21 protein-coding genes and 1 pseudogene are annotated in these 24,946 nt (G+C 75.7%); 17 read left to right on the forward strand and 5 right to left on the reverse strand.

Annotated elements, in window-relative coordinates; all coding sequences use genetic code 11:
• Nucleotides 1-564, reverse strand: a pseudogene (locus ACFXAM_RS23100) (hypothetical protein); the annotation flags it as partial.
• Between the two features lie 352 nt (nt 565-916).
• On the opposite strand from ACFXAM_RS23100, the gene ACFXAM_RS23105 reads away from it, so the two are divergent.
• Nucleotides 917-1,156 carry a hypothetical protein gene (locus ACFXAM_RS23105; protein ID WP_380294116.1) on the forward strand — a complete coding sequence of 80 codons (240 nt, stop codon included), beginning with the start codon at nt 917-919 and terminating at the stop codon, nt 1,154-1,156.
• 110 nt (nt 1,157-1,266) lie between these two features.
• On the forward strand, nt 1,267-1,908 hold the full coding sequence (locus ACFXAM_RS23110) for a class I SAM-dependent methyltransferase (protein WP_380294117.1): 642 nt from the start codon (nt 1,267-1,269) through the stop codon (nt 1,906-1,908).
• Nucleotides 1,909-1,945: 37 nt separating this feature from the next.
• Here the strand turns inward: ACFXAM_RS23110 and ACFXAM_RS23115 are convergent, their stop codons facing one another.
• Nucleotides 1,946-2,740 (reverse strand): SDR family oxidoreductase, encoded by a 795-nt coding sequence (locus ACFXAM_RS23115; protein WP_380294118.1) that lies wholly within the window; start codon nt 2,738-2,740, stop codon nt 1,946-1,948.
• Nucleotides 2,741-2,819: 79 nt separating this feature from the next.
• Here ACFXAM_RS23115 and ACFXAM_RS23120 point away from each other — a divergent pair, with 79 nt between their 5' ends.
• The 6 genes from ACFXAM_RS23120 to ACFXAM_RS23145 all read left to right on the forward strand — a co-directional run bounded on the left by ACFXAM_RS23120 (nt 2,820) and on the right by ACFXAM_RS23145 (nt 10,485).
• Nucleotides 2,820-3,557: a phosphotransferase gene (locus tag ACFXAM_RS23120; RefSeq protein ID WP_380294119.1), complete on the forward strand. Its 738-nt coding sequence runs from the start codon at nt 2,820-2,822 to the stop codon at nt 3,555-3,557.
• A 133-nt stretch (nt 3,558-3,690) separates the two neighbouring features.
• A complete protein-coding gene (locus tag ACFXAM_RS23125; RefSeq protein ID WP_380294120.1) occupies nt 3,691-4,152 on the forward strand; it encodes a pyridoxamine 5'-phosphate oxidase family protein in 462 nt (153 codons plus the stop codon).
• A gap of 75 nt (nt 4,153-4,227) precedes the next feature.
• The gene (locus ACFXAM_RS23130) at nt 4,228-5,202 is read left to right on the forward strand and encodes a glycerophosphodiester phosphodiesterase (protein ID WP_380294121.1); all 975 of its coding nucleotides are present in this window, start codon (nt 4,228-4,230) and stop codon (nt 5,200-5,202) included.
• Between the two features lie 89 nt (nt 5,203-5,291).
• Nucleotides 5,292-5,627, forward strand: a complete 336-nt coding sequence (locus ACFXAM_RS23135; protein WP_380294122.1) for a hypothetical protein — start codon at nt 5,292-5,294, stop codon at nt 5,625-5,627.
• Between the two features lie 134 nt (nt 5,628-5,761).
• Nucleotides 5,762-6,091, forward strand: a complete 330-nt coding sequence (locus tag ACFXAM_RS23140; protein ID WP_380294123.1) for a hypothetical protein — start codon at nt 5,762-5,764, stop codon at nt 6,089-6,091.
• 20 nt (nt 6,092-6,111) lie between these two features.
• Nucleotides 6,112-10,485: a hypothetical protein gene (locus ACFXAM_RS23145; RefSeq protein WP_380294124.1), complete on the forward strand. Its 4,374-nt coding sequence runs from the start codon at nt 6,112-6,114 to the stop codon at nt 10,483-10,485.
• A 10-nt stretch (nt 10,486-10,495) separates the two neighbouring features.
• Here the strand turns inward: ACFXAM_RS23145 and ACFXAM_RS23150 are convergent, their stop codons facing one another.
• A complete protein-coding gene (locus tag ACFXAM_RS23150; RefSeq protein WP_380294125.1) occupies nt 10,496-11,119 on the reverse strand; it encodes a dihydrofolate reductase family protein in 624 nt (207 codons plus the stop codon).
• 187 nt (nt 11,120-11,306) lie between these two features.
• Complete coding sequence (locus ACFXAM_RS23155) at nt 11,307-12,902, reverse strand: M4 family metallopeptidase (protein WP_380294126.1); 1,596 nt, start codon at nt 12,900-12,902, stop codon at nt 11,307-11,309.
• Between the two features lie 163 nt (nt 12,903-13,065).
• Between ACFXAM_RS23155 and ACFXAM_RS23160 the strand changes: the two genes are divergently transcribed.
• Both ACFXAM_RS23160 and ACFXAM_RS23165 read left to right on the forward strand, forming a co-directional pair.
• Entirely contained in the window at nt 13,066-13,497 is a 432-nt protein-coding gene (locus ACFXAM_RS23160; protein WP_380294127.1) for a GNAT family N-acetyltransferase, read from the forward strand.
• Nucleotides 13,498-13,520: 23 nt separating this feature from the next.
• Nucleotides 13,521-14,852, forward strand: a complete 1,332-nt coding sequence (locus ACFXAM_RS23165; protein ID WP_380294128.1) for a hypothetical protein — start codon at nt 13,521-13,523, stop codon at nt 14,850-14,852.
• Between the two features lie 89 nt (nt 14,853-14,941).
• Here ACFXAM_RS23165 and ACFXAM_RS23170 read toward each other — a convergent pair whose 3' ends face one another.
• Nucleotides 14,942-17,095, reverse strand: coding sequence for an AMP-binding protein (locus ACFXAM_RS23170; protein WP_380294129.1), 2,154 nt, complete (start codon nt 17,093-17,095; stop codon nt 14,942-14,944).
• A 298-nt stretch (nt 17,096-17,393) separates the two neighbouring features.
• Here ACFXAM_RS23170 and ACFXAM_RS23175 point away from each other — a divergent pair, with 298 nt between their 5' ends.
• The 7 genes from ACFXAM_RS23175 to ACFXAM_RS23205 all read left to right on the forward strand — a co-directional run bounded on the left by ACFXAM_RS23175 (nt 17,394) and on the right by ACFXAM_RS23205 (nt 24,869).
• Nucleotides 17,394-18,260 (forward strand): ABC transporter ATP-binding protein, encoded by an 867-nt coding sequence (locus ACFXAM_RS23175; protein ID WP_380294130.1) that lies wholly within the window; start codon nt 17,394-17,396, stop codon nt 18,258-18,260.
• 305 nt (nt 18,261-18,565) lie between these two features.
• On the forward strand, nt 18,566-19,705 hold the full coding sequence (gene efeO / locus ACFXAM_RS23180; RefSeq protein ID WP_380294131.1) for an iron uptake system protein EfeO: 1,140 nt from the start codon (nt 18,566-18,568) through the stop codon (nt 19,703-19,705).
• Between the two features lie 132 nt (nt 19,706-19,837).
• On the forward strand, nt 19,838-21,145 hold the full coding sequence (gene efeB, locus ACFXAM_RS23185) for an iron uptake transporter deferrochelatase/peroxidase subunit (protein WP_380294132.1): 1,308 nt from the start codon (nt 19,838-19,840) through the stop codon (nt 21,143-21,145).
• Between the two features lie 56 nt (nt 21,146-21,201).
• The gene (gene efeU, locus ACFXAM_RS23190; RefSeq protein WP_380294133.1) at nt 21,202-22,059 is read left to right on the forward strand and encodes an iron uptake transporter permease EfeU; all 858 of its coding nucleotides are present in this window, start codon (nt 21,202-21,204) and stop codon (nt 22,057-22,059) included.
• A 230-nt stretch (nt 22,060-22,289) separates the two neighbouring features.
• On the forward strand, nt 22,290-22,946 hold the full coding sequence (locus ACFXAM_RS23195) for an HNH endonuclease family protein (protein WP_380294134.1): 657 nt from the start codon (nt 22,290-22,292) through the stop codon (nt 22,944-22,946).
• Between the two features lie 117 nt (nt 22,947-23,063).
• A complete protein-coding gene (locus tag ACFXAM_RS23200; RefSeq protein ID WP_380294135.1) occupies nt 23,064-24,188 on the forward strand; it encodes a hypothetical protein in 1,125 nt (374 codons plus the stop codon).
• Between the two features lie 156 nt (nt 24,189-24,344).
• Entirely contained in the window at nt 24,345-24,869 is a 525-nt protein-coding gene (locus tag ACFXAM_RS23205; protein WP_380294136.1) for a GNAT family N-acetyltransferase, read from the forward strand.
• Nucleotides 24,870-24,946 lie beyond the last annotated feature (77 nt).

Below are 24,946 nucleotides of genomic sequence, written 5' to 3' on the forward strand. Positions count from 1 at the left end.
GGCCTTGGGCCGCGGCGACGCGGGGTGGTCCCCGCCGTCGGCCCGGGACGCGCCCTCCGGCTGCGCCCCGCCCGCCGTGCCCGCCGTCGCGCTCGCGACCGGGCTCGCGGCCGCGGCGGTCGGCGCGCCCTCGCCGCTGGTCGTCGGCGGCGGCAGCGGGGACGGCGCCGGTACCGGCAGCCGGTCGGCCGCTGCCGAGGCCACCGGGGACGGCGGCAGCGGAGGGGTCGCGGACGGCGCCGGGAACGCCACCACCCCGGACGACTCGTCGCCCGGCCCGGGCCCGCACATCGCCAGCACCGCCGCCAGCCCGGCGACGATCCCCGCCGAGCCCGCCATCCACATCCGCCGGCGCCGCCGACGGGCCGCCTCGGCGGCCTGCGCCAGCGCCTCCCAGGCCGGCGGCTCACCGGGCGGCGTCGTGGGCGGCGCCGGCACCGGCGGAGGCTGCCACGCGTGCGCCGGCCACTGCCACTGCACCGTGCCGGACGGCTTGGTGACGCCCGGGCCCGCCGTCCGCTCCCAGCCCGCCGCCGGTCTGCCCGCCGCCGGTCTGCCGGTCACCGGCCCGCCCACCACCGGTCCGCGCGGCGGCGGGGGACCGCCGCTCGCCGGTGATCCGTGCCCCGCCGGTGCCCCGCCGCCTGCCGTTTGCCCGCTCATGTCCTGGTCCTCCTGCCATCGCCTGCTCCGGCACCCCGGCGGTTCGCCCGGCGCCGGCGCCCGGTCGTACGGGAACGGGGCCGGTCCGGCGCCGCCGCAGGGCCCCGCTCGCCGTGCTCAACGAGCGCGCCGACGGCGGGACATGACCCGGAAGAGGGGCCCCGGGGCGCGCCCGGGCCGCCTCGCGCCCCGCCAGTACGCTGCCTGCCCTGCCCCGGGTGCGCTCGCCGGGGGTCCACCACATGCTGGGGGCATGGAAACCAACAGCCCGTCCGGATCGGCGCAGCCCCAGGTCGAGGTCGCCGAGTTCCGCACCGACAGCCGCTACCGGCTGGTCCACTTCGAGGGACACGGCTGGGAGCCGCTCGGCCCCGAGGAGTTCGAACCACGGCTCCACCAGTTGTTCCCCGGCCTCGACCCGCGCGACCCGGTCCGGGTCCGGTGGGAGGACCGCCCCTGGGAGTGGCCCGCCTGGCACCCCGGCGAGGCCTGACCGCAAGCGTGACCGCCGTCCGGGGTACGGTTGACGCGGCCCGTTGACGGCCCCGGCGGCACGGGGCGGCTCCGGCCGGGCCCGTCCGGACGACTTGAGGGGGAGCGGCCGTGGGGGAAGCGCGCGCGAACCGCCCGGTGGGGACCACCGGCTACGGTGCGCAGGCCGACCAGCTGGCGGCGCAGTACGAGAGCGTCACCTTCGCCGAGGTCCACCGCGAGACCCTGCACCTGCTCCCGTCCCGCCCCTCGGACGTCCTCGACGTCGGCGCCGGCAGCGGACGCGACGCCGCCGCGCTGGCCGCCCTCGGCCACCGCGTGGTCGCTGCCGAGCCGACCGGCGAACTGCGCCGGATCGGTGAGCGCCTGCACGCCGGCAGCGGCGTGCACTGGGTGGACGACGCCCTGCCCGCGCTGCCCCGCCTCGGCGCGGCCGGCCGCCGCTTCGACGTCGTCCTGCTCACCGCCGTCTGGATGCACCTGCCGCCCGGGGAACGCCCGGCGGCCATGGCCGCGCTGGCCGGGCTGCTCGCCCCGGCCGGGCGGCTCTTCCTCCGCCTGCGCCACGGCCCCGTCCCGCCGGGCCGCCGGATGTACGGGGCCGGGGCGGCCGAGGTGCTCGCCCTCGGCTCCGCGCACGGGCTGCACCCGCTGCTGCACACCGAACGGCCCGACCTGCACGGCCGCTCCGACGTCCGCTGGAGCGACCTGGTCCTCGCGGACGCCGCCCCGGGCGGAGCCGCCCGCTCCTGAGCGGAGCCGCCGCGCACCGGCGGGCGACGCCGCCCGTTCAGCCCGCGAAGCCCCCGTTGCTCATCAGCAGCTGGCCGTTGACCCACTGGCCCTGCGGCGAGCAGAGGAAGGCGACGAGGTTCGCGGTGTCCTCGGGCGTGCCGAGGCGGCCGAGCGGGGTGCGGCCGAGGACCTCCGTCCGCACCTCCTCGGTCATCCAGCCGGTGTCCACCGGGCCGGGGTTGACCACGTTGGCGGTCACCCCCAGGTGGGCGAACTCGTGGGCCGCCGCCAGGGTGATCCGGTCGAGCGCCCCCTTGCTGGCGCCGTAGGGCAGGTTGCCAACCGTGTGGTCGCTGGTGAGCGCGACGATCCGGCCGCGGCCGGCCGGCCCGGCGAACCGGCGTCCGAACTCCCGGATCAGCAGCCAGCTCGCCCGGGCGTTGACCGCGAAGTGGCGGTCGAAGCTCTCCGGCGTGGTGTCGAGGAGACCGGAGTCCACCGACTCGCAGTGGCCCAGCACCAGCGCCGTCACACCGCCGTGGAGCCGCGCCGTCACCTCGTCGAAGACCCGGCCGGGAGCGTCCGGTTCGGCGAGGTCGGCCTCCACCGCCGCGCTCGCCGCACCCCGCTCGGCGAGCGCGCGCCCGACGGCCTCGGCGGCGCCGGCCTCGGCGCCCCAGGCCATCCGGCGGTCGTAGGGGGTCCAGTAGGTGAAGGCGACGTCCCAGCCGGAGGCGGCGAGGCGGGACGCGATGCCGGCGCCGATCCCGGCCGTCCGGCCGACGCCGGTGACCAGGGCCACCGGACGGGCGGGGGCGGGGGAGCGCGGGGGTTCGTGGGCGGCGGTCATGACGAGTGATCGTCCGCGCCGCCCGGCGGCACGTCAAATCGTTGGCGCACGAGCGCGGTTGTCCCGGACAATGGCCGGCATGGAGGAGGTCGAGGTCGTCGTCGCCCACAGCGAGCGCGCCACCCTGCGCGTCGGCGATGTCTTCCTGAAGGTCGACGCGGACCGGACGCGCACCGACGTCGAGGTCGCGGCAATGGCCCTGGCGCCGGTCCCGACCCCGGCGGTGCTGTGGCACAGGCCGCCGGTGCTCGCGCTCGCCGCCCTCCCGGGGGCGGCGCTCGGCCGGCTCGGCGAGCCGTCGCCCGCGTCCCCCGCGGCGTGGGCCGCCGCCGGCGCCGCCGTACGGCGGCTGCACGACGCGCCGCTGCCGCCGTGGCCGGGGCGGAGCCGCGAGGAGTGGGCCGCGCGGCTCGACGCCGAATGCGGGTGGCTCCTCGCCCATGAGGTCCTTCCCGCCGGCCTGGTCACGCGCAACCGCCGGATCGCCGAGGCCGCGCTCCGCCCGTGGGCGCCGGTGTTCGTCCACGGAGACCTGCAGCTGTCCCACGTGTTCGTCGACGGTGACGCGGTCACCGGCGTGATCGACTGGTCCGAGGCGGCCCGGGGCGACGCCCTCTACGACCTCGCCCTGCTGACCCTCGGACATCCGGAGCACCTCGGCGACGTCCTCGCCGGCTACGGCGCCGACGCCGACCGCGAGGTGATCCGCGCGTGGTGGTCGCTGCGCAGCCTGGTGACGGTCCGCTGGCTGGCCGAGCACGGCTTCGACCCGGCCGCGCCGGGCTGCGAGATCGACGTGCTGCGGTCCCGGGTGTGACCCGGGTGTGAAACCGGGCGGCCCGCGCGGGCCGCGGCCGTCCCCGGGCCGGAGGCCGAGGGGCTCCTCGGCCTCCGGGCGTAGGTCCCCGGCCCCATGCGCGCTCCCGGCCCGCCGGTTAGGGTCCGTGATCATGCAGAGTACGGAGATCGTCCGCCGCACGACGGCGGAACGCAGGCGCGACACGGTGGAACGGCTCGTCGCCGAACGCGACGTCTGGGTCTCGACGGCGCACCCCGATCACGGGCCGCACCAGGTGCCGCTGTGGTTCCTGTGGGACGGCCGGGCGGTGTGGATGTGCACCGGTGCCGGGTCCGCGACCGCGCGCAACGTCCGCGTGGAGCCGCGGGTGCGCCTGGCCCTGCCGGACAGCTACGACGTGGTGCTCCTCCAGGGCGAGGCGCAGTGGTTCACGGACCAGGACGTGCCCGCGGACGCGGCGGAGGCGTACACCGCCAAGTTCGGCTGGGACCCGCGGACGGAGGAGGGTCCCTTCGTCTACGTGCGCGTGGTGCCGGAGATCGTGCGCGCCTGGCACGGCGAGCGGGAACTGCGCGGCCGGGTCGTCATGCGCGACGGGACGTGGCTGGAGTAACGGGGCACCCCGTCGGAGCAGGGGCGAGGGGGCGCGGTTTCCCCGGTGGCACCGCGATCGCATACCTTTCCGCACATGACCATGTGTCACCTGTCGATCCTGGAACCGGAGAACGGCCGCTGCGGACTGCGCGCCGCGCTGCTCCTCTCCGCGCTGGGCGTCACCACCGTCGCGCTGACCGCCTCCGCCCCGGCCTCCGCCGGCACCGGCCGGGACCTGCGGGTCGACGCCGGGGCGCACGGCACCACCGCCCGCTGGCTGGTCGACGGCCTCAGGGCCGCCGCACCCGCGCCGGGGGTCCCCCTGCGCGGGCCGGGTGCGCCGCTCACCGTGTACGCCCATCGCGGCGCCTCCTCCGCCGCGCCCGAGAACACCCTCCTCGCCGACGAGGTGGCCCGCCGCTCCGGCGTCGAGTGGATCGAGAACGACGTCCAGCCCAGCAAGGACGGCGTGCCCTACGTCCTGCACGACGAGACCGTGAACCGCACCACCAGCGGCACCGGCCGCATCCGCGACCTGACGGCCGCCCAACTGGACGCGCTCGACGCGGGCTCCTGGTTCGCCCCGGCGTTCGCGGGCGCCCGGGTCCCGAGCCTGGCCGCCCAGCTGGACGACCTGCACGCGCGCGGCGGCAGCCTGCTGCTGGAGATCAAGGGCCCGCACAGCCGCGACGAGGTCGCCCGCGTCGTCCAGGACATCCGCGACCACGACATGGCCGGCCGGGTCCTCGTCCAGAGCTTCGACGCCGACGCCCTGCGCCTCACCCGCGAACTCGCCCCCGACCTGCCGCTCGCCCTGCTGCGCAGCGAGCTCGACGCCGACCCGGTGGCCGTCGCCGGGGAACTCGGCCTGTCCGCCTACCACCCGTCCGACAGCGCCCTCGCCTCCCGCCCGGAGATCGTCACGGCGCTGCACGCGGCCGGCGTCGCGGTCAACGTCTGGACCGTCGACGCGGCCACCCGCTGGAAGGTCCTGGACGCCGCCGGGGTCGACGGCATCATCACCAACCACCCCGCCGAGCTCGCCGGCTGGCTCTCCGCCCGTCCGTAGCCGCCCACGGCAGGGTGGACCGGGAGACCACGGGGACGGCGGCGACGACGGAGACGGCGACGGGGACGGCGACGGAGAAGGAGGAAGCGATGGAGCGGCGCGCGACGACCGGCCGGACACCCGACGGGCGGCTCACGGTCGACTTCCACGCCCGGCGGGCCGTGGCCGACGGCCGCGTCGTGGACCTGACCTACGGCGACTGCAGGCTCCTGCTCGGCCTGATCGAGCAGGGCGAGGAGTACCGCGACGCCCGTGACCTCGGCCGCCGGGTCTGGAACTCCTCCTGGGCCGGCGAACGCGAGGTGGCGGTCCGCCTCGGCCACCTCCGTGCGAAGCTCGGCCGGGACTGGGTCGAGTCCACCGCCCGGGGCCACCGCCTCGGCCGCCCGCCGCTCCCGGACGCCGCCGGCCCGCAAGAAGCCTGACGGCGCGTCAACCCCACGGGAAAGACGGGAGATCGACTTCAACCCCGGGTGCCCGGCGGCTATCCTCGCCCTGCGGCGCGGCGGCGCGCCGGCAGCAGCCTGAACACGGATCGCTGGGTTGGGTGGGGGAAGACATGGCGGACGAGCCGGAGATCACCGGACCGGACTCCCTGGAGTTCTGGGTCACCGAGGACGACACGGATGACGCCGACACGATGGGCGTCTTCGGCCGCGACCGCGAGGCCGTGCTGCGCCGCGTCCCGCTCGGCGCCCTGCGCGAGAACCTCACCGAGACCGTCGACGCGCTGCAGGCCGTGTTCGAGCGGATCGCGGAGCGCGGCGGCCCGCTGCCGCTCAAGGAGGTGCAGCTGAGCTTCCAGGTCTCCGCCTCCGGCGGCGTGCAGCTGATCGGCAGCTCCCAGGTGCAGGGCACGCGCGGGATCACCTTCGTCTTCGGCCGCTGACGCACGACGGAACGGACTCGATGGCCGGCTTCGCCGCGCTGCTGATCGGCGCCAGCGACTACGACCTCGCGGGCTGCACCCCGCTGCCCTTCGTCCCCCGGGACCTCGAACGGCTCGGCCGGGCGCTGCGGGACCGCGGCTTCCGGGTCGTGCGGCCCATGCCCTTCGGCCGGGTCGGCGCCAACTTCGTGAACGGCGAGGTCGGCGACTTCCTGCGGACCGCCCGGCGCGGCGAGACGGTGCTGGTCTGCCTGAGCGGCCACGGCCTGCACGCGGAGGGCCAGGACTACCTGATCCCCGAGGACCTGCACTCCGGGGTGGAGCCGCCCTGGGCCGGCTGCATCGCCATCGACTGGCGGCGCGAGGTCGAGCGGACCCCGGCCGCCCGGGTGCTGTTCCTGATCGACGCCTGCCGCAACGGCGTCCGGCAGGACTTCATGAGCGGCACCGTCGGCTGGGCCACCCGCGACGCGCTGGTCGTCGCGGGCCGGCAGGTCGCCCACCTGTACGCCTGCTCACCCGGCGAGTACGCGCGCTTCGTCGGTGCCGGCGAGCCCGGGCGGGGGCCGGACGGCGGCTCGTTCAGCCTGTTCTCGCGGGCCGTCCTGGACACGCTGCTCGCGCACGACGGCCCGCTGAACCTGGAGCAGCTGCGCGTCGCCACCCAGGCCCGGATCGAGGAGTTCCACCAGGGGTACGGCAAGCAGGGCCGGGCGCAGAGCGTCCGGGTGCTCACCGACGTCGACCAGACCGCGTTCGTGGTCGCGGGGCCGGCCCGCCGCGGGGCCGTCCCGTACGCCCCCGCGGCGGTCCCCGCCGTGAGCGGACCTGCGCCGGTGCTGCAACCGCTCGCCGCGGACCCGGGCCGGCTGCTGGGGCGCGCCGTCTTCGAGCTGCAGACCGCCCGGCGGACCGAGCTCCTGGAGGAGTACGCCGCCGTCGCGCCCGCGGCCGAACTGCTCGTGCTGGGCTCCCTGCCGGCCGTCCCCGAGGCGGTCGCCGCGATGTGGAACGCCGCCGCCCTCCGCAGGCCGCCCGGGTCGCTGGCGGAACTGGCCGCCGCCCTCTGCACGGCGGGCCGCACCGAGCTCGCGCACCGGGTGCTGGCGGTGGCGGCCGGCGGGCGCCCGGTGGACGAGCTGCTGCGCGCCCTCGCCGCGGCCGGCCTGCCGCCGGAGACGGCCGAGGAGCTTCGCGCGACGGTGCTCCGGACGCTGGGCGGCCTGCCGCCGGCCCTCCTGGTGGCGGGCGTGCTCGCCCTGAAGCGGGCGGACCTGGAGGCCGAGGCGGCTCGGGTGCTCGCCCTGCCACGTCCGGTGGCGGACCTGACGCCGCTGCTGAGCGCCCTGCATGCGGCGGACCTGGCGGCCGAGGCCGACCGGCTGCTGCGGGAGTCGGTCGCCGCGTACGGTCCGCAACCGGTGGACGACCTCTGCGAGGCGCTCGCGCGCGACGGCCGGACCGAGGACCGCACCGCCGTGCTGACGCTCCTCGCGATGTGGCCCTCCGAGGCGGTCGTCACCTGGCTGGCGTCGGGCCGGCCGTACGCCGGCTCCGACGCGGACGCCGCCTTCGTCGTGCAGACCGCCGTGGTCCGGCGCGAGGACCGGCACGCCCTGCTGGAGGCCCTGCGTGACGGCGGTCTGCCGTACCACCTCGAAGCCGCCCTGGAGGAGTGCTGCCGGCTCGCGGTGGCGGACGTGCACGCGGTGCTGCGGCACTTGGCGGCGCGCGGTGCGGTCGAGGACGCCGACACCGTGCTGGCCCGGGCGCTCCGCCCCTTCCACCCGGACACGGCGGCGCAACTGGCCGTTCTGCTCGACCGCCACGGACCGGACGCTCTGCTGGAATCCCTCCTCCGGCACCTGACCGAGGAACCCCCGGCCCAGGTGGCGGCGTTCGTCGAGCACACGGGGATGACCGGCGCGCTCACCACGGCGATCGCGTCGTCGCTGGGGCGCTCGTATCCACTGGACAAGGCCGTGCCGCTGATGGCGGAGTTCCGGGAACACGCGGGCCCCGGATTCGCGACCCGCTTCCAGCGCGAGCTGGTCCTCGGCCGACCGCCGGCGGACCTCCTGCCGGTGCTGGCCGCGGTCACCCACTGGGAGCGGTCCGTGATGCAGGAGCAGATCATCACCGCCCGTCCGTCCCCGGCGCAGCTCGCCGAACTGCTCCACCTGGCCTGCGACGGGGAGCGCCGTGGCGGCGGTGAGGAGCGGGCGGCGCTGGAGGTCGTCGCCGGGACCGGCGACGGGACGATCGCGGCCGTGCTCACCGAGCTCGGGGCGCGCGGCTGGGCGGTCGCCCAGGAGGTGCTGCTCCGGCAGCTGGCGTTCAGCAGGGGCGGCCCGGACCACCCGGAGGGGTTCGTGCAGTGGCTGCTCTCCCACGGCCTGCACGATCACGCCGCCGCGGAGCTCGCCCGGACGGCGAAGGAACGCGGGGCGCCGGAGGTGGCCCGCCTCTACACGCACCTGCGGGCCTCGGCGGACCCCGAACTCGCCACGCGTCTGCTGGTGCAGGCGACCCGGAAGCGGACCGTGGTCTTCCTGGCCGAGCTGGTCGAGGCCCTGACCCGTGACCCGGACGCACCGCACGCGGTGGCCGGGATCCTCCGCCTGGTGGCCGAACGGCGCTCGCCCGCGGAGGTGGTGGACCTGCTGGTGGTCGCCGACGGCGGACGGCCGGATCTCCATCTGCCCGCCGACGTCACCGATCTGCTCGACACGTTCCTCCGGGTCAGAGCGGCCGACGAGACCGCGTCACTGCTGCGGGAACTGGACGCCCGCAACGCCGGGTCCGGGCCTGGCAGCCGTCTCGCGGAGGCCGTCCGGGTCCACGCGCCCGTGCTCTTCCACGCGGCCAGGACGAGCAGGTCGGAGGCCGCCACCCGCTACGTGCTGGACGCCTTCCGCGACGAACCGCCGCTGCGGATCGACGAGGTGGACGACCTCGTCAGGACGCTGTACGGGAACGGCAGCGGTCGGGAGGCCCTCGACGTGCTCGACCGGCTGGGCCGCCTGCAACCGCCCTCGGTCGTGGCCGGGCTGCTCACCCACTACCCGGGCGGGCCGATCGGCACGGCGGTGTACCGGGCGGCGGCGGAGCGGCCGCCGGCGGTGGTCGCCGAGATCCTCGCGCTGCTCGGGGACGCGGGGGCGCCGGACCACGCGCTGGCCAGGACCGTCGGCCGGTTCGCCGCGCCGGACCGCTGCCGGGCCGTGCTCGTCGAACTGCTCGCCGCCCGCCGCGGCCCGGTGGCGGGCGCCGTCCTCGCCGCCGCCCCCTGGTCCGGGGTGACGCAGGAGCTCGCCGGGCTGCTGAGGGCCCTGGGGCGGGAGGGCGGGGAACGGCGCCGGGCCGCGCTGGAGACCCTGGCCCTGGAGCCGCTCACCGGCGAGCAGACGATGGAGCTGCTGCACCATGTGCACCGGGACGGGCCGCACGAGGCGGTCCTGACCGTCCTGCGGGCGGTCGCGCCCACCCCGGACGCCCCGTCCGTCTGGCTGCAGCTGCACGCACTCGGCCGGTACCGGGACGCCGCGGTCCTGCTCGACCGGCTCCCTCCGGACACCGATGTCGTCCCGTGGTTCCGGAAGCTGCCGGACACCCCGGATTCCGACCGGGAGGCGCTGCTGCGGGAGAGCGGGGCGGACGGCCCGCTCGGCGAACTCGCCGGGGGCGCCGGGCCGGCCAGGGCGGCCCTGATCACGGCGGTCCTGCACCGGCCGCCCGACGACGTCGTGACCCTGCTGGCCGCGCCGCCCGGCGAACCGGCCCGGTGGACGGAGCTGCGGCGGATCCTCGCCGCCGTCCGGCGGAGCGCGGAACTCGTGTCGATCCTGCAGTCGTTGGCCGGGCAGGGGCACGACGACGAGGCCGGGCTGATCACCGACCGGCTGATCGCCGAGGAGCCGGTCAGCAGGATCGCCGACCTGCTGGGCGGCGGACCGGTGGCGGCGGGGCTCACCGCCCGGTCCGCGCTCGGCCGGGGCGCGACCGCCGGTCTCGCCGATCGGCTGCTGCGGGCCGGACACGACTGGAGCGCCGAGGCGTTGATCGACGCGACCGTGATCCCCGCGCGCGACGCCGCCCAGCTCGCGGAGGTGGTGGTGGGCCTGGCCCGTGCGGGGTTTCCGCCGGGGCTCCGGCAGCGATTGATCCGCGGGTTCTGCCGCTACCACGAGTCGCAGGCCAACATCCTTCTGATCCTCCTGATCCGGGCGGGTCTCACCACGGACGTCGAGGAGTCGCTGACGGCGGTCTACGCGATCGGCCCCGACCGGCGGGACGGGCTCATGGGGATGCTGATGGGCTTGGCGGAGGCGGGGGAGGAACGGAAGGCCCCGGCCCGGTGGCGCCCCTGGCGCAAGGACACCCACGGCCCGTGACCCCCGGCCGTCAGAACGTCCCGAAGCGTGCCGGACCCGTCGGCCGGTAGGTGTTCGCGGTGACCCCGGACGGGGTGGTGCGGGTGCCGACGAGGCGGAAGGCGGTGGGCGGACCGGCGTCGGGGAACAGGCGGTGGCCGGTGCCCAGCCGGACGGGCGCGGTGACCAGGTGGTACTCGTCGATGAGGTCATGCGGCATCAGGGCGCGGGCGAGGGCGCCGCTGCCGTGGATCTGGATCTCGGCGTCCCCCAGCCGGTCCTTCAGTGCGGCCACCTCGCCCGCCAGGCCGCCCGGGGCGGTGCCGGTCAGCACGGTGGTGTTGTGCCAGGCCGGGTCGTGCAGGGTGGTCGAGGCGACGTACTTGGGCAGCGTGTTGAGCGGGACGGCGATGGGGTGGCCGGGGTCGGTCACCTTCGGCCAGTAGTCCGCGAAGATGTCGTACGTCCGGCGGCCGAGCAGGAAGGCCCCGGCGCGGGCGAGCACACCGTTCATCAGGGCGCCGAACTCCTCGTCGGCGAACGGGAAGAGCCAGCCGCCGTGCGGGAAGCCGTTCTCGCGGTCCTCCTCCGGCCCGCCGGGGGCCTGCATCACGCCGTCGAGGGTCAGGAAGGTGGTCAGGACGAGCTCGGCCATGAAGGGTCTCCCCGGTTCGGCTGGGTCGGCCTCCGGCCGGGTCGGCTGCGGCCTCCGGGACCCAAGATCCCAGAGCCCCGCCCGTGCCGCCGTCCCGCCACGCCGTACGCGACGACGACCGCCCCGTCCCCGCCCCGCTCGCGGGACGGCGGCGGGGACGGGGCGGGCGGCGGGACGCGTGGGGTCGTCAGGCGACCGACACGGCGCTCCAGGCGGCGGCGACCGCCTTGTACTCGGTGCTGGTGAGGCCGTAGAGGTCCTTGGCGGCGTTCAGGGACGCGACGCGCGCGCCCTTGTAGTCCGTGGTGGACGTCATGTAGACGGTCAGCGCGCGGTACCAGACGGCGGCGACCTTCTGGTTGCCGATGCCGGTGACGGTCGAGCCGTTGCAGGTCGGGCTGTTGTAGGCGACGCCGTTGACGGTCCTGGCGCCGCTGCCCTCGCTGGCGAGGTAGAACCAGTGGTTGCCGACGCCGGAGGAGTTGTGGACGTCGAGCTGGCCGACCTTGCGGCTCCAGCAGTCGGCGGACCGGCCGTCGAGCGAGGGCTTGTCGAAGCGGCGCAGCCACGGCGGGGTGGACTGGTCGCTGAACAGGTAGTCGCCGGTGTCCACCGCGTTGTGGGCGTACCACTCGACCATGGTGCCGAAGATGTCCGAGGTGGCCTCGTTGAGGCCGCCGGACTCGCCGCTGTAGCGGAGGTTGGCGGTGGCGCTGGTGACGCCGTGGGTCATCTCGTGGCCCATGGTGTCGAGGTCGACCTGCTCGGGGTCGGTGGTGCCGTCGCCGTCGCCGGTCATCATGCAGAAGCAGCTGTCGGACCACTGGGCGTTGTCCCAGTTGGTGCCGACGTGCACGAAGACCGTGGCGCCCTTGCCGTCGTTCTTGATGCCGCTGCGGTTGAAGGTGTTCTTGTAGTAGTCGTACGTCCAGGCGGTGTTGGCGTGGGCGTCGACGGCGGCGGTGGCGCGGTCGGTGGAGAACTTCCGCCCGTCGCCCCAGACGTTGTCGGCGTCGGTGTAGGGGGTGCCGGAGCCGGCGTTGAGGGCGTTGGCGGAGACGTTGTGCGCGTCCTTGGTGACGTGGCCGCGCAGCGGGTCGGTCAGCGTGTAGCCGCCGGTGCTCTGCGCGGTGGTGTCGATGGTGATGTCCCCGGTGTACTCGGAGTGGCCGGTGCCGCTCGCCCGGTGCTCGGCGTCGTACGCCTCGATCTGCTCGCCGGTGGTGGCGTCGGTGACGACGACCCGGCCGGCCGGCCGGCCGTGGTCGCCGGTGCCCCGGACGGTGGTGCGCCAGGCCAGGCGCGGGGTGCCGTCGGCGGCCCAGACGACGAGCTCGGGGCTGCTGCTGGCGTCGGCGATGCCGGGGGCGGCCTCCAGTGCGCGCCCGGCGGTGAGCTGGGCGGGGACCTTGGGGACGATCGTGCGCACGGCGGCGTCGTGGGCGGCCGCGCGGGTGGAGTCCTTGAGCCGGCCGCGGGCGTCCTGGTGGACCACCAGGTCGCCGCCGACCACGGGCAGACCGAGGTAGGTCCGGTCGAAGCGGACGTGCTGGGTGCCGTCGGCGTCGAGCACGACGTCCTTGACGACCAGGTCCTGCCCGTCGGCGAAGCCGAAGACCGCGGCGTTGCGGGCGACGTTGGTCCGGGCCCGGTCGACGGCGGCGTCACGGCCGGAGGGGGCGGCCGAGGCGGTGCCGGCGGTGACGGTGGCGGCGACGAGGGCGGCGGTGGCCGCTATGGCTCCGGCGGTGAGACGGCGGCGGGGCGAGGAGGAGGGGCTCACTCTGACTCCAGTCGGGGATGCTGCGTGGTGCAGGGATGAGGGTTGCGAAGAGGTTGACGGTGAACAGTCAGTCAGGGCTAGAGCAAACGTCGGATTTTTGCCAAGTCGTGTCCTGTACTGATCAAGGGTGATCAGTCGTGAGCAGTCTGTTTACGCTCCTGCCATGACGACCCCCCAGCCCTCGCCCCCGGACCTTCACTGGCGGGGTGGCTTCACCGACCGCGAACTCGACGCGCTGCACGCCGCCGCCTTCGGCGGGTCCCACGACCCGGACCGCCCCGCCACACCCTGGCGGGCCCGGCTGGAGCGCCACAGCCTCGGCTGGGTCTGCGCCCGCCCGGGCCCGGGCGGCCCGCTGTTCGGCTTCGTCAACGTCCTGTGGGACGGCGGTGTCCACGCCTTCCTCCTCGACACCGCCGTCGCCCCCGCCGCCCGGCGCGCCGGCCTGGGCACCCGCCTGGTCGCCGCGGCCGCCGACAACGCCCGCGCGGCCGGCTGCGACTGGCTGCACGTCGACTTCGAGCCCCACCTGCGCGACTACTACCTCGACGCCTGCGGCTTCCGCCCCACCGACGCCGGCCTCCTCCGCCTCTGACCGCCGTCCCGTACGCTCGCGCCATGGACGGATGGGTGGGGGCCTGGACCGGCGGGCGGCGCGCCGTGCACATCGGCAACGTCGCCGACTTCAACGAGCAGTTCCTCGACGGCGACGAGCGGCGCCGGGACGCCCGCCGCCTGCGCCAGGCGCACCACTACGCCGGCCTCGCCGTCGCCTACGGCCCCGACCCGGCCGCCCTGGTGCTGCCCGCCGAGGTCGACCGGGCCTGGATCGAGCTGCTCGCCCGCGAACTCGACTGGGGCCCGGTCGAGTCGTACACCGGCATCGCCCCCGGCACGACGGTGGCCCGTGCGCTCGCCGCCCGCCCCGCCCTGGCCGGGCGGCTCGCCGGCGCCCCCGGCCCGGTGCTGCACTGGGGCCGCACCCCCGGCCAGGGCGACGGCCCGGAGCTGGCGGCCGTGCGGCGCTACGAGTCCAAGGCCGCCGCGCACGAACTGTTCACCGCCCTCGCCCCCGGCCACCCGGGCGTCCGGGTGCCCCGCCAGGAGCACGCCGACGGCCCGCGCCGCGCCGCCCGGCGGCTGTCCGCCCGGGCCGCCCGGGGACTCACCACCGTGCTGAAGTCCCCGCACGGGGTCGGCGGGTACGGCACCGCCGTGATCACCCCGCAGGACGTGCTCGCGGCCGGCGGCGCCCGGGCGCTGCTGCGCCGCCTGGTCCGCGAGGACGTGCTGCCGCCCGGCGGCGAGCTGCTGGTGGAGGAGTACGTGGACGGCGGACCGGCCGGCTCGGGCCGGCTGCGCGACCTCACCTTCGACGCGGTGATCGGCGCCGACGGGCGGGTGCACCCGGTCGGCGTCGGCGAGATGGCCGTCGACGGCACCCGCTACCAGGGGGTGACGGTCGGTCCGGGCGTGGTGCCGCCCGGGGCGGCGGCCGTCGCCGGACGGTTCGGCCTCGCGGTGGGGGAGCGGCTGGCCGCCGCCGGCCACCGCGGCTGGTACGACGTCGACTTCGTCACCGACCGGGAGCGCCGGCTCGCCCCCACCGAGGCCAACCTGCGGCTCACCGGACCGGCGGCCGCCTTCGTGCTGCGCCACCGGCTGGACGAGGTGCGCGGCCCCGGCCACCTGGTCCGCACCCTGGACGCCATGCCGCTCGGCGCCCGGCTCTCCCAGGAGGCGCTGTTCGGGCACCTGGAACGGCTGCGCCCGCGGTGCGCGCGGCTCGGCGCGAGCGTCCTGCCGCTGATCGTGACGGCGTGCTACGAGCCCGAGCCCTACGTCGGCCTGGCCCTCGCCGCGCGCAGCACCGAGGCGCTGGACGCGGCGCAGGCCCTGCTCGGGGCGGCCCACCACGCGCTGGGGCGGATGTTCGAGGCCCTGCGCTGACGGACCGCGGCGCCCTCGGCGGACCGCGGCGCCGCCGGCGGACCGGGCCGGACCGGCGGGGCCGTCCCGGATCGCTGCGGCCGTCCGGATCAGGGCAGCCGCTTCGGCTGCCAGGCGAGGAAGCGCACCAGCACCGCCGCCGCGGCCATCAACGCGATGTTGAACACGTAGACCAGCCACACCTCGGTGGACAGGACCGAGCGGTCGGCGGTCCGGTACAGGTTGTCCTGCGGCCACCACGAGGCCAGCAGCCAGAACACCGAGAGGTGCGCGGCGACCGAGAGCCCGGTCGGCCGCCCGAGCCGGGCGATCACCCCGGCCCCGAGGAGCAGCCAGGCCATGCCGAGCCCGAACGAGGCCCACTCGCACAGGTAGAGCACCCGGAAGAAGTCGTCGTACGGACCCGGCACCGCCGAGACGTCCGTCGACCCCGGCCAGAGCTTCCCGGTGAGCAGCCAGGCGAGGAACGCGACGGGCACCCCGACGAGGACCGCGCCGCAGCCGAGGAGGGACTCCGCCCCGGCCCCGCCCCCGGACCGGCCGCCGCCGCCCTTCCCCCGGTACCCCTTGCCGCCGCCCGCCCGCCGCGGCGCCGCGTGGTCGGGCGGCGCGGGCAGCGGCAGCGCGTCCCGGTCGAGCTTGCCGGCCCGGGTGCGCGGCAGCTCCGGCACCGGGACCACGGCGGCGGGCGCCCCGCCCTTCGGCAGCCGGGCGCCCAGGTGGGAGGAGAGCGACCAGCCGTCGGTGTCGGGGGCGCCGGGCTCGGTGACCGCGTACCCGACCAGCTCGCGCCGCCCGGGGGCCACCGCGACCTCGGCGACGGCCGCCTCCCGCACCCCGGGGTGCGCCCGCAGCTCGGCCTCGGCGCGGGCCGCCACGCGCGCCCGGGCGACCACGGCGGTGGACGAGGGCGGCTCGGCGGGCCCGGACACGTCCGCCGCGCGGGCGACGAAGTGCAAGGTGCCGTCCTCGGCGAGGCGGCCGAGGTCCCCGGTGCGCAGCACCCGTCCGTCCGGGTCGAAGTCCACCCGGACGAACCGCCGCGCGGTCTCCTCCGGCCGGCCCGGGTAGCCCCGGCCGAGGCCCGGTCCGGCGAGGGCGATCTCGCCGACCGCCCCGGGCCCGACCGGGCGGCCGTCCGGACCGAGCACGTGCACCCGGGCGCCGGGGAACGGGATGCCGACCACCGAGAGCGCGCCGCTGCCCGCCACCTGGTCGACGCCCCGGACCTCGAAGTACGTGCTGTCCACGGCGGCCTCGGCCAGCCCGTAGACGTTCACCACCCGGGTGCGGTGGCCGAGCAGCCGGTGCATCGCCAACTGCTCGTCCAGCCACCACTTCTCGGCGCCGACGCTGAGCAGCCGCAACCCGGGGAGCCCCTCCCCGCCGCCGGTCGCGGCGAGATGCTCCGCGAGGCGGCGCGCGGTGCGCGTGTTCAGCTCCAGCAGGGTGATCCGCTCGGCGGCCACCAGCGCGGGCAGATCGGCGATGTCGGCGCCGCGGTCCAGGGTGAGGTCGCGCGGGGCGACCACCAGGGTGGCGCCCGAGCACAGCGCCCGCACCCAGTCGGCGGTGAAGACGTCGAACTCCAGGCTCGCGGCGCTCAGCAGCCGGTCGGCGGGCGTGATGCCGTAGACGGTGAGCCAGCCGTGGTGGGCGGCCAGCAGGTTGCGGTGCTCGGCCACCGCGCAGCGGGGCGCGCCGGTGGTGCCCGAGGTGGTGAACACCACCGCCGCGTCCTCGGGCCCGAACACCGCCGGCGGCGGCCCGGCGGGCAGCGCCGCCAGTGCGGCGGCGGCCGAGTCCACGCAGACCAGCGTCCGGGCGCCCGCGTCGGCCAGCCGGATCCGGTGGCCCTCCTCGGTGACGACCACGGCCGGGGAGGCCTCGGCGAGCACGTGCCGCAGCAGCGCGTCCGGTGCGCCCGGCGACACCGGCACGTAGGCGGCGCCCGTCTTCAGCACGGCGAGCAGGGCGACGTACACCTCGGTGCCCCGGCCGAGTGCCACCGCGGCCCGCTCACCGGGGCCGAGCCCGAGGGCGGCCAGGTGGCGGGCCAGCCGGTCGGCCCGCGCGTCCAGCTCGCCGTAGGTCAGCTCCCGCCCCTCCCACCGGACGGCGACCGCCGCGGGGGCGTTGCGCGCCTGCTCCTCGAACCGTCCGGGCAGCGTCCCCGCGCGTCCCGCCCCGGCCCGGGCTCCGGCCCCGGCCCCGGCCCCGGTCCGTTCGTCCGTCCCCGTCATGCCCGCCCCCTTCGACCCGATCCGCACCGCTTCCACGCCCCGCCTGCGGTGCTCCGTCCGCACCGCTTCCACGCCCCGCAGCCCTGCTCCGGTTCCCCGATCCTGCCGCCAACTCCCGTGCCGCGACAGGGGCGTGCGCCGATCGGCCGGCGCGTCGGGGTGTCCACCGCTCGGACACCGGAAACGCCGTCCGGGCGAACGGTTGTACTCTGCACGCGGACGGTCGGCGCCGGCCCGTCCGGTGCGGCGCCGTGCCCGTGACCCTGCCCGGCACCGGACCCGTAGGAGGCCCGCCCGCATGAGCACGACCGACCCGCGCACGCCCTCCGGCCCGCCCGCCGCGGACCCCGCCACGGAACCGCTGCTGCGCGCCCGGGCCGTCGACGTCGTCCGCGACGGACGCCACCTGCTGCGCGGGATCGACCTCACCATCCGCCCCGGCGAGCACTGGGCGCTGCTCGGCCCCAACGGCGCCGGCAAGTCCACCCTCCTCGCCCTGCTCGGCGCGGTCTCCCACCCCACCCGCGGCGAGGTGGACGTGCTCGGCCGCCGGCTCGGCCGGGTCGACATCCGCGAGCTGCGCGCCCACCTCGGCCACGTCAACCCGCGCCACCCGCTGCGCTCGCCGCTGACCGTGCGCGAGGTGGTGCTCACCGGCGTCACCAACACCATCGAACCGGACCTGCACCGCAAGCCCGCGCCGGAGGAGCTGGACCGGGCCGAGCTGCTGATCGACACCCTCGGCATGGCCGCCGCCGCGGAGTCCCCGTGGACCACGCTCTCGCAGGGGGAGCGGGGCCGGGCGCTGATCGCCCGTGCGCTGATGCCCAGCCCGCGGCTGCTGCTGCTCGACGAGCCGGCCACCGGGCTCGACCTGACCGCCCGGGAGCTGCTGCTGGACAGCCTGGACCTGCTGCGCCACCAGCACCCGGAGCTGGCGAGCGTGCTGGTCACCCACCACCTGGAGGAGCTGCCGGAGTCCACCACCCACGCGCTGCTGCTGCGCGGCGGGGAGACGGTCGCGGCCGGGCCGGTGGACGCGGTGATGACCACCGAGCTGGTGAGCGCCACCTTCGGGCACCCGATCCGGATCACCCGGCACGAGGGCCGCTGGACCGCCCGGGCCGCCGCGCCCCGGAGGTCGGGGCGCACCGCGGAGGTCTGAGGGGGCTCGGCAGCACTGGAGGAGCGCGCACCGCCGGTGCGCGCTCCTTTACCACTTCTTTGCCTTGTTTTCCACGCCCCCCTGCGCCCCCGGTGGCCGGAAATCGTCGGTGAACCGATCGTCGGGGCGCCGCTGCCCCGCTCCCACCTGCACCGTTTCGTGACCGACCCCGGTGTAGACGGCAAAATCCGATATCCCTAAGGTATGCCTTAGCTAAGCAGGTGGTCGGGCGTCGACGGCGTCATTGCTCCCCACCCGCGCTGAGCCCTGCCCTGAATCGCCCTGCCCCGACCGCTGGAGCCCGCATGTCCGCCCGTCGTTCCACCGCAGCCACGCTGCTCACCCTCGCCGTGGCGACCGCCGCACTGGCCGGCTGCTCGAAGAAGGACGACAAGGCCGCGGCCGACGCCGTCAAGGTGAACGCGACCGACACCGCCTGCGAGGTCTCGAAGACCAGCTTCCCGGCCGGTCACGTCGTGCTCGACATCGCCAACAAGGGCTCGAAGGTCACCGAGGTCTACGTCTACGCCGAGGGCGACAAGATCGTCACCGAGCGCGAGAACATCGGCCCGGGCACCAAGGCGAGCATCACCGCCGAGATCAAGGCCGGCTCCTACGAGATCGCCTGCAAGCCGGGCATGGTCGGCGACGGCATCCGCCAGAAGATCACCGTCACCGGTGACGGCGCCCCGGCCGCCCCGGCCGACCCGCGGCTGACCGCGGCCGTCACCGCCTACCGGGCCTACGCCCAGGAGCAGGCCGACGCCACCATCCCCGCCGTCGAGGCGTTCGCCGCCGCGATCAACGCCGGCGACCTGGAGAAGGCCAAGTCCCTCTACGCGCCCTCGCGCACCGGCTGGGAGCGCACCGAGCCGGTCGCCGAGAGCTTCGGCGACGTCGACCCGAAGACCGACGCCCGCGAGGACGGCCTGGAGCCGGGCCAGGAGTGGACCGGCTGGCACAAGCTGGAGAAGTCGCTCTGGGCCGACGCCACCATCGGTGACGCCGAGAAGAAGCTCGCCGACCAGCTGGTCGCCGACCTGAAGGACTGGCAGAAGAAGATCCCGGAGGCGGAGATCACCGCGACCAGCATGGCCAACGGGGCCAAGGAGCTGCTGGACGAGGTCGCCACCGGCAAGGTCACCGGCGAGGAGGAGCGCTACAGCCACACCGACCTGGCCGACTTCGCCGCCAACGTCGAGGGCGCCAAGAAGGCCTACGAGCTGCTGAAGCCGGTCGCCGCCGAGAAGGACGCCGAGCTCGCCAAGACGCTGGACTCCGAGTTCGCCGCGATCGAGACCCTGCTCGCCAAGTACAAGCAGGCCGACGGCGGCTACCTCGCGTACGACAAGGTCGCCGAGACCGAGCGCAAGACCCTGTCCGACGCCGTCAACTCGCTGGCCGAGCCGCTGTCGAAGCTGGCCGCCGCGGTGGTCGTGAAGTAGCACCCGCCTCCGGTGCGCGCCCGTCCGCGGTGCGCGCACCGGGCACCGCGCACCGCACCCGCACTCCGCCGTGGCGGCCCCCGTGGCCGTCACGGCCTCCGTGAGTCCAGCACAGAGAAGGGCCGCCCGCCGATGGACGCCGAGAACCAGCAGCAGAACGGGACGCCGGCCGCCGCCGAGGACACCGCCGCCGGCCGCACGCCGGTCAGCCGCCGTGCCGTGATCGGCTGGGCCGGTGCCGGCGTCGCCCTGGGCGCGGCCGGCGTCGGCTCGGTCGCCGCCGCCACCCGCCAGGACGACGACGACCGGGCCGCCCCGGCCGCGGCCACCGCCGACGTCCCGTTCTACGGCGACCACCAGTCCGGCATCGCCACCCCGGTCCAGGACCGGCTGCACTTCGCCGCCTTCGACGTCTCCGCGAGCGCCACCCGCGAGTCGCTGATCAGGATGCTGAAGGAGTGGACCAAGGCCGCCGCCGCGATGACCGGCGGCCGCGAGGTCGGCAGCGGCGCGGCCAGCGGCCTGCCGGAGGCGCCGCCGGACGACACCGGCGAGGCCCTGGGCCTGCCCGCCTCCCGGCTGACCCTCACCATCGGCTTCGGCCCGAGCCTGTTCGAGAAGGACGGCGTGGACCGCTTCGGCCTGAAGGCCAGGCGCCCCGAGGCCCTGATCGACCTGCCCCGGTTCAAGGGCGACAACCTCGACCCGCAGCGCAGCGGCGGCGACCTGTGCATCCAGGCCTGCGCCGACGACCCGCAGGTCGCCGTGCACGCGATCCGCAACCTGGCCCGGATCGGCATGGGCACCGTCAACATCCGCTGGTCCCAGCTGGGGTTCGGCAAGACCTCCTCCACCACCCCGGACGCCCAGACCCCGCGCAACATGATGGGGTTCAAGGACGGCACCCACAACATCGCCGGGACCGACACCGCCAAGCTCGCCGAGCACGTCTGGGTCGCCCCCGGGGAGGGCCCGGAGTGGATGACCGGCGGTTCGTACCTGGTCGCCCGCCGGATCCGGATGCACATCGAGACCTGGGACCGCGCCCCGCTCAAGGAGCAGGAGGACGTCTTCGGCCGCACCAAGGGCGAGGGCGCGCCGTACGGGCGGACCAAGGAGCACGACGACCCGGACCTCAAGGCGATGCCGGTGGACGCCCACGTCCGGCTGGCCCACCCGGACTCCAACGACGGCCGGATGATCCTGCGCCGCGGCTTCTCCTTCACCGACGGCACCGACGGCCTCGGCCGCCTGGACGCGGGCCTGTTCTTCCTGGCCTACCAGCGCGACAGCCGCAAGGCGTTCGTCCCGCTCCAGCAGCGGCTGGCGGCCTCGGACGCGCTGAACGAGTACATCCAGCACGTCGGTTCCGCCCACTTCGCCTGCCCCGCGGGCGTCCGCAAGCCCGGCGAGTGGTGGGGCCAGGCCCTCTTCGGCTGAGGCCGACCCCCCACCCGTCTCGCCCGTTCCACCTCTTCACCCCCCAGGGAGCCAGCGTGTTCGCCAACTACCTGATCGGCCTGCGCGAAGGACTCGAAGCCAGCCTGGTCGTCTGCATCCTGATCGCCTACCTGGTCAAGACCGGCCGCAAGGACCGGCTCCCCCCGGTCTGGGCGGGCATCGGCGTGGCCGTCGCGCTCAGCCTGGCGTTCGGCGCCGTGCTGCAGTTCGGCTCGACCCAGCTGAGCTTCGAGGCGCAGGAAGCGCTCGGCGGCACGCTGTCGGTCATCGCCGTCGGTCTGGTCACCTGGATGGTGTTCTGGATGCGGCGCACCGCCCGGCACCTGAAGACCGAGCTGCACGGCAAGCTGGACGCCGCGCTCGCGATGGGCACCGGCGCGCTGGTGCTCACCGCCTTCCTGGCGGTCGGCCGCGAGGGCCTGGAGACCGCGCTGTTCATCTGGACCGCAGTGCAGGCCACCTCGGACGGCTACAACCCGGTCATCGGCGCGGCGCTCGGCCTGCTGACCTCGGTGGTGCTGGGCTGGCTGTTCTACCGGGGCGCGCTGAAGATCAACCTGGCCAAGTTCTTCACCTGGACCGGCGCCATGCTGGTCGTGGTCGCGGCCGGCGTGCTCGCCTACGGCGTGCACGACCTCCAGGAGGCCGGCTGGCTCGGCGGCCTGGACAAGATCGCCTTCGACATCTCCTCGACCATCCCCAAGGACAGCTGGTACGGCACCCTGCTCAAGGGCGTGTTCAACTTCCAGCCGGACCCGACCGTCCTCCAGCTGGCCGTCTGGGAGGCGTACCTGGGCCCGGTGCTGACCGCGTTCCTGGTCGGCACCGCCACCGGCGGCGGCCCGGCCAAGCCGGTCGCCCCGAAGCCCGGCGCCGCCAAGTCGGCCGCCTGAGCGAATACTTCGCGCCTTCGCAGCACACCCGATCGCCCCGTCCGGCCACCCGCCGGGCGGGGCGATCGGCGTTCGCGGACGCCTCCGGCGGGCGCGGCGGCTGACGCGGAGTCAAAGTTCACCTCGCGGCTCTACCCGCGTAAACCCCTGGGGTCGCATGCTGGTCGGCATGCCCGGGCCGGTTCCCGCCCGGGGGCTTTCCCCTGCCCTCCTCGACCCAGGAGCCCCCCATGTCCGCGACGTCCGCCATATCCGCGTCCCGCCGCACCCCGGCCGCCGTCCTCGGCGCCCTGCTGCTCGCCCTCACCGCCGTGCTGGCCGGCGCCGGCACCGCGCAGGCCGCACTGCCGACCCCGGTCTCGGCCGCCACCGCCCGCGGCTACCTCGCCACCCTCGCGGTGGCCGCGGAGTCCCACACCACCACCTACGACCGCGCGCTCTTCCCGCACTGGATCACCGTCTCCGGCACCTGCAACACCCGCGAGACGGTCCTCAAGCGCGACGGCAGCAACGTCGTCACCGACGCCAACTGCGCCGCCGTCAGCGGCAGCTGGGTCTCGGTCTACGACAACGTGACCACCACCTCCGCGTCGGCCTTCGACATCGACCACCTGGTGCCGCTCGCCGAGGCCTGGCGCTCCGGCGCCTGGGCCTGGACCACCGCGCAGCGCCAGGCCCTCGCCAACGACCTGACCCGCCCGCAGCTGGTCGCCGTCTCCGCGAGCTCCAACCGCTCCAAGGGCGACCAGGACCCGGCGAACTGGCTGCCCCAGGCCTCCTACCGCTGCACCTACGCCCGCGCCTGGGTCCAGGTGAAGTACTACTACGGCCTGTCCGTCGACAGCGCCGAGAAGAGCGCCCTCTCCTCGATCCTCAACGGCTGCTGAGGAAACGTTCGCTCGCTGTGACGCACCGGCGCCCCACCGTCACCACGGGGGCGCCGGTGCCCCGATACGGCCCGAATGGGCCTACGGTGGAGGAAGAGAACGTCTCGACTTGGGAGCGTGGTCGAGATGGGTACCCCGGCGGACGAACGGTCCGAGCGGTTACCGCGGGAGCGGCGGAGACAGAGATCCGCGTGGCGCGAGCGCGTCCTCGCCCGGGTCGCCTACCTGCGGGCGCGGCTCGACCGGCAGGAGTGCGAGGCCGACGAGGCCGACTGCCGGCCGGCGCAGCTGATCGAGGGCGCCCGCCGGTGCCTGGACCGGGCCACCGCGGCGGCGACCGAGAAGCACGGCTGGCGCAAGCTCTGGTCCGGGGCCACCGCCCTGGAGGGCAGCTGGTCCAACGTCCGCTCCGCCGACGTGCTGCTCCTGGAACTCGTCCCGGCCGGGTCGCTGTCCGCCCGGGCCGTCGACATCCTGGCCATGGCACGGCTGCACCTCGGCAAGAAGGACCCCCGCACCCTCGCCCTGGCCGCCCGCGTCGGATCCAAGGACAAGCCCGTCGGCGAGGCGGACCGGAGCCTGCTGGTGCACACCCTCGACGCGGCGTACGCGGCGCTCGACGCGGAGTACGCGCGGGTGCGCAGCCTGCGCAACATCCTCTGGGCGGCCAGCGCCTGCGTCCTGGTCGGCGTGGTCTCGCTGGCCGTCTTCGGCGCCGTCTACCCCACCTCGCTGAGCCTCTGCTTCAGCCCGGTGCCCTCCACCCCGCCGGGCCCGTCCACCGCCCGGATGGTGGTCTGCCCGTCCGGGGAGTACCCGTGGGTGGCGACCAGGCCGATCCCCGGTGACTACGCCTCGCGGCTGGACATCGTCACCGTCGAGGTGGCCGGCCTGGCCGGCGCCGCGCTCACCGTGATCGGCTCGCTGCGCCGCATCCAGGGCACCAGCGCGCCGTTCATGCTGCCGCTGGCGGCCGCCGCCCTGAAGTTCCCCACCGGGGCGCTCTCGGCGCTGATCGGCCTGCTGCTGATCCGCGGCGCGTTCGTCCCCGGCCTGAGCGACCTCGACAGCCGGGCCCAGGTGCTCGCCTGGGGCGTGGCCTTCGGCGCCGCGCAGCACCTGGTGACCCGGTTGGTCGACGAACGGGCCCAGTCCACCCTGAAGGAGGTCGGGCACCCACCCGGCGGCGACGCCGCGCCGGAGGACACCACCGGCAGCCCGCCACCCCACGCCGCCCCCTGAACCACAGCGCCCGACAGCGCGGCGCCCGCCGGGAGTGATCCCGGCGGGCGCCGTGGGTTCCGCGGCGGGGGCGGCTACTCGCTCTTCACCGGAACGCGGCCCAGGGGGGTCTAGGCTTCGAGCGGGTGTGCCGGAGGGAGAGTTGCGATGTATCGGATGCGCGAGGCGACGGCCGGGGATGCCGGACCGATCGCCGGCATGGTCCGGGAACGGTCGGCGTGGCTGTCGGCCCGTGGGCTCGGAGAGTGCGAGGCCGCGGCCGACGAGTTCGCCTCGCAGGCCGGCAACCCCGCTGTCCCGGTGTGGGTGCTTGAGCACGAGCGGGACGGTGTGGTCGGATGCACGACCGTCCTCGGTACCGAGGCCCTGCCGGCGTGGGGGTTCACCGAGGAGGAGCGGGCGGAATCGTCGTTGTTCCTCGCGACGACATTCACCCGGCCGAACCCGCACCGCCTCGGCCGCCTGGTGGCGTGGTGGATGCTCGACCGGGCGGCGGCCGAAGGCCGTGTGTGGGTGCGGCGCGGGACCGCTCAGGAACGGCTCTCCCGCTACTACCAGGAGGCGCAGGGGTGGACCCTCGCCCGGGTGGTCGACCTCGAAGAGGCGAAGGTGTTCCTTCTGCAACGGCGCGCGGAGCGTGTTCCGCAGCTGGCCGACCTGTTGGCCGGCCGGGGCCTGTGAGATTCGCGTCGGGCCCCGGGCGGGGCGGCGCCCCCGGCCCCACCGGCGGAGCGGCCCGGGAGTGCCGAAAACCCCAC

Origin of the sequence: Kitasatospora sp. NPDC059462 (assembly GCF_042749955.1) — a bacterium.
GTDB lineage: Bacteria > Actinomycetota > Actinomycetes > Streptomycetales > Streptomycetaceae > Kitasatospora.

Coding starts and splice junctions, on each gene's coding strand:
- efeB (WP_380294132.1), top strand. CDS start 19,838: ATGGACGCCGAGAACCAGCAGCAGAACGGGACGCCGGCCGCCGCCGAG.
- ACFXAM_RS23130 (WP_380294121.1), top strand. CDS start 4,228: ATGACCATGTGTCACCTGTCGATCCTGGAACCGGAGAACGGCCGCTGC.
- efeO (WP_380294131.1), top strand. CDS start 18,566: ATGTCCGCCCGTCGTTCCACCGCAGCCACGCTGCTCACCCTCGCCGTG.
- ACFXAM_RS23205 (WP_380294136.1), top strand. CDS start 24,345: ATGCGCGAGGCGACGGCCGGGGATGCCGGACCGATCGCCGGCATGGTC.
- ACFXAM_RS23150 (WP_380294125.1), bottom strand. CDS start 11,119: ATGGCCGAGCTCGTCCTGACCACCTTCCTGACCCTCGACGGCGTGATG.
- ACFXAM_RS23170 (WP_380294129.1), bottom strand. CDS start 17,095: ATGACGGGGACGGACGAACGGACCGGGGCCGGGGCCGGGGCCGGAGCC.
- ACFXAM_RS23160 (WP_380294127.1), top strand. CDS start 13,066: ATGACGACCCCCCAGCCCTCGCCCCCGGACCTTCACTGGCGGGGTGGC.
- ACFXAM_RS23145 (WP_380294124.1), top strand. CDS start 6,112: ATGGCCGGCTTCGCCGCGCTGCTGATCGGCGCCAGCGACTACGACCTC.
- ACFXAM_RS23140 (WP_380294123.1), top strand. CDS start 5,762: ATGGCGGACGAGCCGGAGATCACCGGACCGGACTCCCTGGAGTTCTGG.
- ACFXAM_RS23125 (WP_380294120.1), top strand. CDS start 3,691: ATGCAGAGTACGGAGATCGTCCGCCGCACGACGGCGGAACGCAGGCGC.
- ACFXAM_RS23135 (WP_380294122.1), top strand. CDS start 5,292: ATGGAGCGGCGCGCGACGACCGGCCGGACACCCGACGGGCGGCTCACG.
- ACFXAM_RS23175 (WP_380294130.1), top strand. CDS start 17,394: ATGAGCACGACCGACCCGCGCACGCCCTCCGGCCCGCCCGCCGCGGAC.
- ACFXAM_RS23115 (WP_380294118.1), bottom strand. CDS start 2,740: ATGACCGCCGCCCACGAACCCCCGCGCTCCCCCGCCCCCGCCCGTCCG.
- ACFXAM_RS23195 (WP_380294134.1), top strand. CDS start 22,290: ATGTCCGCGACGTCCGCCATATCCGCGTCCCGCCGCACCCCGGCCGCC.
- ACFXAM_RS23120 (WP_380294119.1), top strand. CDS start 2,820: ATGGAGGAGGTCGAGGTCGTCGTCGCCCACAGCGAGCGCGCCACCCTG.
- ACFXAM_RS23105 (WP_380294116.1), top strand. CDS start 917: ATGGAAACCAACAGCCCGTCCGGATCGGCGCAGCCCCAGGTCGAGGTC.
- ACFXAM_RS23165 (WP_380294128.1), top strand. CDS start 13,521: ATGGACGGATGGGTGGGGGCCTGGACCGGCGGGCGGCGCGCCGTGCAC.